The organism is Hominimerdicola alba (assembly GCF_900112155.1).
Lineage (GTDB): Bacteria > Bacillota > Clostridia > Oscillospirales > Ruminococcaceae > Hominimerdicola > Hominimerdicola alba_D.
Window position 1 is genome coordinate 24,765 of record NZ_FOKQ01000036.1, and the last position, 9,849, is coordinate 34,613.

The 9,849-nt window shown below is 41.5% G+C and carries 10 protein-coding genes and 1 pseudogene; 4 read left to right on the top strand and 7 right to left on the bottom strand.

All coding sequences use genetic code 11. From position 1 onward, the window contains the following. The first annotated feature begins 13 nt into the window (after window positions 1-13). Complete coding sequence (locus BM265_RS15665) at window positions 14-844, top strand: hypothetical protein (protein ID WP_074962943.1); 831 nt, start codon at window positions 14-16, stop codon at window positions 842-844. Window positions 845-926: 82 nt separating this feature from the next. Here BM265_RS15665 and BM265_RS15670 read toward each other — a convergent pair whose 3' ends face one another. After that, window positions 927-1,391, bottom strand: coding sequence for a C-GCAxxG-C-C family protein (locus tag BM265_RS15670; protein WP_074962944.1), 465 nt, complete (start codon window positions 1,389-1,391; stop codon window positions 927-929). Next, window positions 1,391-2,104: a DUF134 domain-containing protein gene (locus BM265_RS15675; RefSeq protein WP_074962945.1), complete on the bottom strand. Its 714-nt coding sequence runs from the start codon at window positions 2,102-2,104 to the stop codon at window positions 1,391-1,393. Before BM265_RS15675 ends, BM265_RS15670 begins: the two co-directional genes overlap by 1 nt. A gap of 130 nt (window positions 2,105-2,234) precedes the next feature. Here BM265_RS15675 and BM265_RS15680 point away from each other — a divergent pair, with 130 nt between their 5' ends. From BM265_RS15680 to BM265_RS15690, 3 genes are all read left to right on the top strand, one after another. Then, complete coding sequence (locus BM265_RS15680) at window positions 2,235-2,798, top strand: chromate transporter (RefSeq protein WP_074962946.1); 564 nt, start codon at window positions 2,235-2,237, stop codon at window positions 2,796-2,798. Further along, window positions 2,785-3,351 carry a chromate transporter gene (locus tag BM265_RS15685; protein WP_074962954.1) on the top strand — a complete coding sequence of 189 codons (567 nt, stop codon included), beginning with the start codon at window positions 2,785-2,787 and terminating at the stop codon, window positions 3,349-3,351. Before BM265_RS15680 ends, BM265_RS15685 begins: the two co-directional genes overlap by 14 nt. Window positions 3,352-3,549: 198 nt before the next feature. Continuing rightward, window positions 3,550-4,239, top strand: coding sequence for a phosphohydrolase (locus BM265_RS15690; RefSeq protein WP_074962947.1), 690 nt, complete (start codon window positions 3,550-3,552; stop codon window positions 4,237-4,239). 123 nt (window positions 4,240-4,362) lie between these two features. Here BM265_RS15690 and BM265_RS15695 read toward each other — a convergent pair whose 3' ends face one another. The 5 genes and pseudogenes from BM265_RS15695 to BM265_RS20415 all read right to left on the bottom strand — a co-directional run bounded on the left by BM265_RS15695 (window position 4,363) and on the right by BM265_RS20415 (window position 9,501). After that, complete coding sequence (locus BM265_RS15695) at window positions 4,363-4,719, bottom strand: SH3 domain-containing protein (RefSeq protein ID WP_074962948.1); 357 nt, start codon at window positions 4,717-4,719, stop codon at window positions 4,363-4,365. A 251-nt stretch (window positions 4,720-4,970) separates the two neighbouring features. Next, window positions 4,971-5,879 (bottom strand): hypothetical protein, encoded by a 909-nt coding sequence (locus tag BM265_RS15700; protein WP_074962949.1) that lies wholly within the window; start codon window positions 5,877-5,879, stop codon window positions 4,971-4,973. Window positions 5,880-6,821: 942 nt separating this feature from the next. Further along, window positions 6,822-7,016: pseudogene (locus BM265_RS15705) on the bottom strand (hypothetical protein); the annotation flags it as partial. A gap of 1,433 nt (window positions 7,017-8,449) precedes the next feature. Further along, window positions 8,450-8,830, bottom strand: coding sequence for a hypothetical protein (locus BM265_RS20410; RefSeq protein WP_074962951.1), 381 nt, complete (start codon window positions 8,828-8,830; stop codon window positions 8,450-8,452). Window positions 8,831-9,258: 428 nt separating this feature from the next. Further along, window positions 9,259-9,501 (bottom strand): hypothetical protein, encoded by a 243-nt coding sequence (locus tag BM265_RS20415; RefSeq protein ID WP_074962952.1) that lies wholly within the window; start codon window positions 9,499-9,501, stop codon window positions 9,259-9,261. Between the last annotated feature and the right edge of the window lie 348 nt (window positions 9,502-9,849).

The window sequence follows — 9,849 nt, forward strand, 5'->3', positions numbered from 1 at the left end:
AAGGAGTAAAAAAATGAAAACAAAACGAATTCTTTCAGAAGCGCTTGCGGCTATAATGGCATTTGGACTTATAGGCTGCGGCAATGTTGAAAAAAACAGCAGTAACAGCAAAAGCACTGCGGCAGAACCTGCGGAAACAGAAAGCAGTTCTGTTGCCGAAAGTGTTGAAGAACCCGAAGAAAGCAGCATGACGGTGGAAACAGAGAGCAGTTCCGTTGCCGAGACGGAAATAGTTTCCGAAGAAAGCAGTGCAGCAGAGGAAGATAGTTCTCAGCAGGACAGTCAGCCTGATAACAGCGCGGATGTGACCTCAGATGATATAGCATTCTTTGAGCAGTTCTCCGAAAAAGTATATCCCAGCGAATATGATACGGCGGTGGAATTTTTAAAAAGCGTGTTCGGTGAAACAGACAAAGTGACCGAGCTCGGAGAATTCAGGAACGCACTTGATAAGATATACCTGTCAAATCAGTTTGATTACAATGATGGTGTTTCGGTGCTGGGCGAGAAGTTTTCTTATATGAGTGTTGATTATGACTATGATGACAAGACCATATACGCTGTGGGCTTTCACAAAAATCCTGACCTGAACACCACACAGGACAATGACCCCTCGTCTTCTGACTGCAAGGACAGCTATGACAGGCTTTATGCGCAGTTCATAGAAATGTACGGAGAACCTTCCCAAATATTCACGCCTGAGGAATATGGCTTTAACGGAGCGCTCTGGCTTGATACCCCCTGTGGCGAGATATGGCTTGCATGGGGAGATAAGATATTCGGCAGCCGTGAGGCAGACTGTATAATCAGCTTTTCGAGGAATGGATTAAACAGTAACTCCTGATGATCTATCAATAACAAAAAATTGAGGTGCGCCCAGACGGACGTACCTCATTTCTTTTTGATGTGATACTCATTACAGATTATTACTTCTTGGGCGGATTCTCTTCAAGATAGCGGTCAAGTATCTCTGCCGCTGTTTTGACGAACTTCGCGCATGGTCTTACTTTGTAGTATTGCTCGGTGCGTTTTTCGGGAGTTGGCGTACTTGTTACCGCCAGACCTTTCAAAAGGTCACGGCAGAGGATAGTATCATGCTCCTTGCGGAATTCGTCTGCGAGATACTGTATACGCTTGTAATGTTCGGATTTCAGCTTATCATCCAGTTCGGTGCCCTCACCGTAAAGGATACCTGCCACCATGAACATTGCCGAACAGGTGCCGCAGACTTCTCTCATTCTTCCCATACCGCCACCAAAGGACGATGACAGCCTTTTGGCAAGCTCCTCGTCCATACCTGTAACATCGGAAAACGCAGCAAAAACAGCCTGTGCGCAATTACATCCCTGGGTAAAAAGACTGACCGCCTTTTCAGTATGATCGTACTTCATCAGTGACCACCACAGCTGTGAGTTCCGCAGGAATGATCCTCGCCGTGATCATGGTGATGATCGCAGGTGGGATTCTCATTCTGAACCAGTGTATTTGCAAGGAATGAAGCAACCGCATCATCTGCACTACCCATATTGCCGCCGTAAAGAGCGATGCCAGCCTCCTGCATAGCCATCTGCGCTCCCCCGCCGATACCTCCGCATATCAGAACATCTGCCTGAGCATTTTTCAGGAATCCTGCAAGCGCACCATGTCCTGCGCCCATTGTTCCGACTACCTGTTCACTGATGATCTTTCCGTCAGCAACATCATAAAGCTTGAACTGCTCAGTTCTGCCAAAATGCTGGAAAATCTGTCCGTTTTCGTATGTTACTGCTATCCTCATAATAGCGCTTCCTTTCCGTGTGATCTCCTCCGAGACCCTGTTATCAAGAGTATAGTTTCCGCCTGAAATGACGATGCGTCTGCCCTCGACCAGAGCCTGAGCCAGCTTTTTTCGAGCGGTGTCGTATATCGCCGTGACAGTGGTTCTCGCCACGTTCATCTCATTAGCGCACTGTTCCTGAGTCTTTGACTGATAGTCGATAAGACGTATGGTCTCAAACTCGTCCAGCGACATAATCACCGTATCATTTGCCTTATCCTGATCGGGCGCAAAGCTCCAGTAATCGGGATAACAGCAGATACGGCGTGATTTCTGCGGTCTTGGCATATTCGCATCTCCTTTCTGACATATGTCGATTATAACACATTTATCGACTTATGTCAAGAATAATCTTAGCATTATCTGACATTGACGGATCAGGCTTCATTTGGTATAATTTCTTTGTAGGAGTGATACTGTGAATAAGAATCTTGACCTGTTCCTGACCTTTATGAAGATCGGGGCATTTACATTCGGCGGCGGTTATGCCATGATACCGCTGATACAGAAAGAAGTATGTGAAAACAAAAAATGGCTGAACGAAAAGGATATAACGGATATCGTGGCTATCTCCGAATCCACCCCGGGACCTATCGCTATCAATGCCGCAACATTCGTCGGATATAAGACATCGGGCTTTCTTGGAGCGTGTCTGGCTACCCTTGGAGTTGTTCTTCCGTCCTTCCTTATCATATCCCTTATCTCCCTGATACTGACCCGGTTTCAGAGCATCAGAGCAGTAAAATACGCTTTTATGGGCATCAGGGCAGCGGTGCTTGCGCTGATATTAAAAGCCCTGTGGATGATGTTCAGATCGGTGCAGAAGAAAAAGAAAACAATTTCATATGTTATCATGGGACTTTCACTTATCCTGACCGCATTCCTGAGAATAGATGCCGTATTTGTCATCATCGGCTGTGGTTTATTCGGGCTGATATGGTCATTCCTGAACAGAAAGGAGCAGAACAATGGCACTGATTGAGCTGTTTCTCGCCTTTCTGATAATCGGCGCCTTCACCTTTGGCGGCGGTTACGCAATGATCGCCATGATACAGTCAGAAGCTGAACGTCACGGCTGGCTGACGCAGGAAGAACTTGTGGATTTTGTCGCACTGAGCGAAAGCACCCCCGGTCCCCTTGCTGTAAATATGGCGACTTTTGTAGGTATCAGAACAGGCGGGATCCTCGGAGCGATAATCGCTACCCTCGGCATAGTTCTGCCATCCTTTATCATTATACTCATAATCGCAAAGTGTTTTGAAAAGTACAAAAAAAGCAAAGCGGTAGGCGGTATAATGTCTGGCTTGAAGCCTGCTGTTGTAGGTATGATCGGAGCCGCATTCATCTCCGTTGCGAGAACAGTTTTCTTCCCATCGGGTATCAGATTATCAGCATTTTCTTCAGCAAGCTTCTGGCTGTTTCTCGGATTATTTGCCGTTACAACCGTGCTTGCATTCAAAAAAGTTCACCCCATCAAGATCATTCTGCTGTCTGCGGTTATAGGGATAGGCGCAGGGTACAGATTGAACCTATAAAGAAACGGCAAAGCTGTTCGGTACAGAAATTCAGATCTGACTTTATACACGAGGTGGCTTCATTACAGTCACCTTTCTTTTTCTCGTGATCCTCATTCTGCCAATTGACAATCCTCATATAAATATAGTATAATAATATATAAAGCTAAATCTGATACAATAATATTTCTACAAAGGAGTTGATCTGAAGCTGTGTGGATGAATAATGCTCAGGAAAATGCGGAGAGATTTCCGCTGTTCAACAAGATAAAACAGGATCACGATATCAGCGTGTATATAAAAGCACAAAACCAATCGATGCAGGCTATGGGTTATACCGAGCATAGCTTTGCTCACATCGGTGTTGTTGCCGACCGTGTGGGATACATCCTTGAAACATTGGGACTAGACGACCACACGATAGACCTCGCATTAACGGCAGCCTGGATGCATGATCTCGGAAACGTCATAAACCGTGAGGATCACAGTCAGTCGGGCGCTATGATGACCTTTTATCTGCTGGATAAAATGGGTATCCCCGCTGAGGATATAGCTCCTATAATACAGGCGATCGGCAACCACGACGAAGGCAGCGGTGTTCCCGTAAGCAAGATAGCCGCGGCACTTATCCTGGCAGATAAATCCGATGTCAGAAGAAGCCGTGTTCAGGATGATGACAAAAGAAATTATGATATCCATGACAGGGTGAACTATTCTGTAAAGTCTTCCAAGCTGAAGATCAATCAGGATCATACAGCCATCAAGCTGAAGCTCGATATCGATACAAGATACGGCGAAATAGGCGAATATTTTGAGATATTCATGGAGCGTATGCTGCTATGCCGCAAAGCCGCAGGCTTTCTTGATCTTGAATTTCACCTGATAATAAACGAGCAGACATTGATGTAGAATACTGCTCCCACATTTGCGGACTGCTTTGACCCCAAATGCATATGGTCAAGAACAGAAGTGAAAAGTAAATATCACAAAATGACCTCTGCAAAACAGAGGTCATTTTGTGTGTCAGATTATTCAGTCAAAATCAAGATAAACTTCAGCATACTGAGCGTTGTTGAGGAATATCCAGCCGTTATATGTTTTTTTGCCAGTCTTATATGTTACGTAAGCCCAGCCATTGTCTGACAGTTTAGTGGTAGTTACCCATGTTCCGTAAGGAATAGCGGTGATCTTAGCGTAGTTGGTACCTGCACCCTTACGCATATTCAAGCCGCTCTTAGCCTTTATCAGAGTAGGTGAATTGTAACCTTCCCATACCTGATAAGCAGATGCAGTTATAGGCTGTGAAACAACACAAGCTGTACCTGTTGCAGCACCGAACATAAGCAGAGAAACTGCTACACTCAAAACTCTTTTCTTAAAATTAACCATGATAAAACCTCCTATTTCGGGTTACAAGTTATTATATTCCATATTCATGCAGAATGCAAAATATCGAATTAATCGAATAAGCTTTCACCGCTGCGATAAAAAAATAAAAACATGGCTTTTTTCGGGAATTTTTTTTACTGAAGACCTAATGCAGTAAAATGTTTCCCAAACTAAAGCAAACTATCACCCTGATCTGTGACATAAAGCCATAGATCAGGGGACATTTACATTTTCAGCTTATATCTTAAAACTTAAAGGACAACAGGTTCGGTATTGATTATCTTGCAGTTGCCGTTAAGATCCTCATATACTGTCACAAGTGTAAGTGAAGGTATGGGATCTGGAACAACTATCTTGCTTTCACAGAGGATAAGATAATTCTTGCCTGATACTATCTGGCAGCCAAGATAAGCGATAGGCTCATAGTCTACGCCATAGAGATCCTTTGTAGCCTTTTCAAAAGCGTTCTTTGCTTCGGGGTTGCTGTCAAGATCTGTTGCACCGTCATTGGCAATAAATCCGCCGGGTACAGGAGTACCGATGATCTCTTTGATATCTGTGATAACTGCGTTGCCCTGAGTATCTTCGTATACATAAACCAGCTTCATAGTGGGCTTGGGATCAAGTGTAACAGGAGTTATCCTGCAGAGGATGCAGTAATTCTTTCCTGCAACTATCTGTGTGCCAAGCAGTGCGATAGGCTCGTATTTTGCACCAACCATGCCTGCTGTAGCCTTTTCGATGGCTGCGCAAGCCTCGGGATGCTTATCTATGCTCGGTTCAAGTGCGATATTCCAGCCGCCGAGAACAGGTGCAGCATTTGCATTACAGGTGCAGTTTGCAGCAAATACGGGGTAATCGGTACCCAGTACATCTCTTACGCCTGTAATGGTTGCATTGCCGTTCAGATCTTCATATACTATAACTATTTTAAGAGTAGTTGTGGGGTCAAGGGTTGCAGGGGTAGCTTTACAGAGTATTGCGTAATTCTTTCCCGAAACTATCTGTGTTGCCAGCAGAGCCACAGGTGTGAACTTTACGCCTACATATCCTGCCGTAGCCTTTTCAAAGGCTGCCAGCGCATCGGGATGTTTTTCGATGGCGGTATCTCCCTCAGTGATGATCCATCCGCCCATAAGTGTTTTGTTTTCAGTGCTCATGATAAATCCTCCCATATCAGTAATAAATAATTATGTAACATACAGTCTTAAAATGAAGTGTTACTAATTATTTTTAAATATTAATTTCACATCGATGTTATATATATTATACATTAAACTCAACAAGTTGTCAATACTTTTTATGTAATTGCTTCAAATAAATTTTTCAGTTAATTTATATACACCATCGTAAAATTAGCTTTCTTCTAAGTTCCGTTAACACAGCATCATTTTATATCCTGTGTTCCGACTTTGAGGTATAAGCACTGAAACATAGCTTTTTCGGGCATTGTATTTACCAGCAGACTTTGCCGGATATTCAGTAAAATGTTCCCCGAACTAAAGCAGATCATCACCCGTCGATCAGCTCCATCAATTCACAAAAGCTTAATGCTATTTGAGATCTTTTAGCAGGGCATAAAATTATAACAACAGAAAACATTACGCGAAAAGGTGAAGGCTATTGCTGATTCGGTGACAGCTTAACGATATTGAAAGGACGATATTATAATGACCAAGACAAATTCCCATCCAGCTTTCCGAACAGCTAGTTAAGGGCTGCTCTCATCTTCAATGGCAGGTTTTGAACGGATATAGATACCGGGAGAAAAAGAATATAAAAACTATGATGATGCAGTCGAAAACGGAGTTGAGATATCCGCAATGAAACAGCAGACGAACAATCCAATGTGACCCACCGTATCAACAGAAGATGATAACCATTGTTACATAAATCAATGCTCAAATTAACGCAAGGATATCTGCCGAGCCTTGCAATTTATTAGTACAAACCGTTCAACTTGATAACTACTATCCAGTCAATCTGTAAAGCCGCAACAAAGTTTCAATTTCGCTTATACTGTATTTGTTGCGGTCAGTAAAAAAACAAAATGAGTATATCCATCGTATTAAGAAATATGTTCTCGAAATCCGTTTTGATTTTCAGCGCAGTAGGTGTGATAAGTTTCGTGAGCGCAGCTGAGAAAGCTCGCCCTCGGGAATATTTGACGCTTTGAGCTTGCCAAGCCTGTACAGGTAAGCAAGGCGATATGAATCTACCTTATCGTTCTTGATGTTTCGGATATCCACGTTCTTGATACTTCCGCTCTGTATAAGGTTGATGACCATTACCACGTATCCATCATCCTCGAACTACTTATATATTTACGATGATAATGTGCAGTCGCTTACATGATGCAGACAATGCTAGCATAAAAAAATCAAAGATGTTCAACAGTGTTTTCAGAAAGTCAGTTATTAAATCCATGGTATGCTGTACGATATCAAATTTTATGACTATGTCATCTATATCATGTACGCGTAAATCACTTTTGAGTTCCTGACATCAATACCCATCACAAAGATATTCTGCGAGTATATTTTTGCTTTCAATGTTGTACTTTCCTTTCGATTGCAAGGCTGAACTTTTTTTCATAAAGAGCGCTATGCTAGCGAAGAATAGGAGTAGACAAACAAAAGCTGTACCAGAAAGAGTGAGTTTCTTATGAAACATCTGCTTGGTCTTGTGGTAGGATCATTTACAAAAGTCTGGCACCTGGCAAGTAACTAAAGCATGGCAACATCACGTTATGGTAGTTTCATTTTACCATAAACCTTCGGTCGGGTGCAATATTTAGTATTGCCAACCTAGTATTGTTTCTTATAGTTTAGTTGGTAATTACATTATACCAGCAAGTATAGAAAGTGGTGTACACTTTTCCAGATGTTTCCAAATCACAATCCTTCCACTGCGATTTTTCAGTTAAGGGAACCCAACGCCCTTAACACTATCCCTCTGCCGAGGGAGAACACAAATACAATCAATAAAACTAAAGGAGTGCTGTTATGGCAAAAAGATATAAGCAGGTACATCGCAAAGAGATCAGATTTGAAATAAAGAATCGTATGCCATTGAACACAGAGCTGAAACGTTTCACACAATAACATCGAAATATCTGCGATCAGTACTCCTTAATTCCGATCCGACGTTTTACGATATAAAAAACACTCCCCTCTGCTAAAACGATAATCTCTGTCCGAACAGAAGTATTACGGCTGCCACAATTCTATGTGGTGAGCAATGTAGAACGTAAATGGAATACATATGAAGGTCAGAATTTAAAAACTCCCTGCAAAAATTTGAAAAGCACCGGCATGAAAATAACAACTACATCGAGGAGCCAAACCACATGGTAAGCATTCCGTAACAGACACAGGAATTCTTCGCACTATCAAAGAAAGGTGAGCTATCTGCGTCCTAACAAGTGAAACTTAATCTATGCAGGCATACTGTAAATGACAGCGGCATAATAACCGCAGCTAGTGCCAACCAAACATATTGTATTAAGAAACTCGCAGGTTAATGGTTTCTGAGTAAGCGTAAACACCCAACATATAATATGAAAAACAGACTCACCTTGAAGGTGAGTCTGTTTTAAAACTAAGTTGCCTTGTGTATATCCCGTCCACACTGCCACATCTGCACGGATATTTTGCCACACTTCGCTGCTGTTGTTTACCCACGGAGACTGCCCGGTAAAAAAAAGAGCCTATCCCAGCAGGCTCTTCAGCTATATTTCAAAAATATACTCCTTGGTTTCATATCTATAACTGTCTTCTAAGTTATAGTATTTTATAATAAATGTGTCATCATCTACCCATATTACCTTACCGTCAAGAGACTCTGTATCATCGTCTTCCTTTCTCTGCATATGTATGTCATGATCCAAATTATTCGGTTTGATCCTTTTATAGTAGAAATTTTCTTTTTTATATACTAACAGCATATACCCAGAAGGACGAAAATGAGTTTGTACTACTATTTCGGTCTTGCTTTCGGGTGAATAATACTTTTTTATATCCGTAACCTTTCCCAATATGTGTGTAGATACAAATCCGTTGCCAAATATCAAATATATTAAATACAAAGCAAATAATATAGCAACGCTCACTTTGAATTTCACATTATTAGAATTGATAATAAGTAATATTGGTAAAAAAGACAAAATTACAACATAGAAGAATACTCCACCAAGTATTTTTGGGATGAATAAAGTAATATGATATTTACTAAAAAATAAAAAAACAACTAAAAACAAAATATACAAAGCATTAAAATATTATCTTTTTCTTTGATATAATTATTTTCTCTTTCATTGTTTTTCCCATTAGTAAGGTTTAACATTAAACGGATATGACAAATCAACCATTTTATAACAGATACAAAGCAATCGGAAATGATCACATTTTTAAATGGCAGAATCGTTGCATTATCTCATTCACTCTAATCAACTCCGGTTCGACTAATTTAGGTAATTCTAGTTTAGTCTATTTGGAATTGGTTGGGTAGGGTGATGGGTTATTGGGCGGGTACTCTATTTCACTTCTTTTTCTTGATAAGATGGACTATATATATGATACTTATGATAATGATTATGGGTAAGAGAATCCTTAGAATCATTGAAAGCGTAAATACCAGAAGCTTTAAAATTGACGAAGCCGCAAGCACCATGACGATTGCTGACACTATCTTAACGGCTTTACTTTTGCTTGCTACAAAAAAGAAAAGTGCAACAAGGAATACGCCTATTAATACAGGAACACTAAATATAATCGTTAACATGATAATTTACCTCCTCAAAATATCTTGTAAAATCTCGTAAATACTCGCGAAATCTCAGTATTTCATAAAGTTATGTTCAAGAAATGAACCAAGTTATGGATGATCCAAAGCATTGAATGCCGGATTTAACGTTATCAGGGTATAGCAAACAAAACGTCTTGAGAGATCTGTTTTGACAGCCTTGATGCGACCCATATCCGTTACGGCAGCAAACCTCCTCTGTCCAACGGGATCATTCGTCACGTGAAGTCCCAACTTCCTTCGTTCTGCCTATCCATAACAGGGCGTCGGCGCAGCTCCATTGCGAGGTCATGCCCCTTGGTAATAATTCCTGCCGACTGCCGGCTC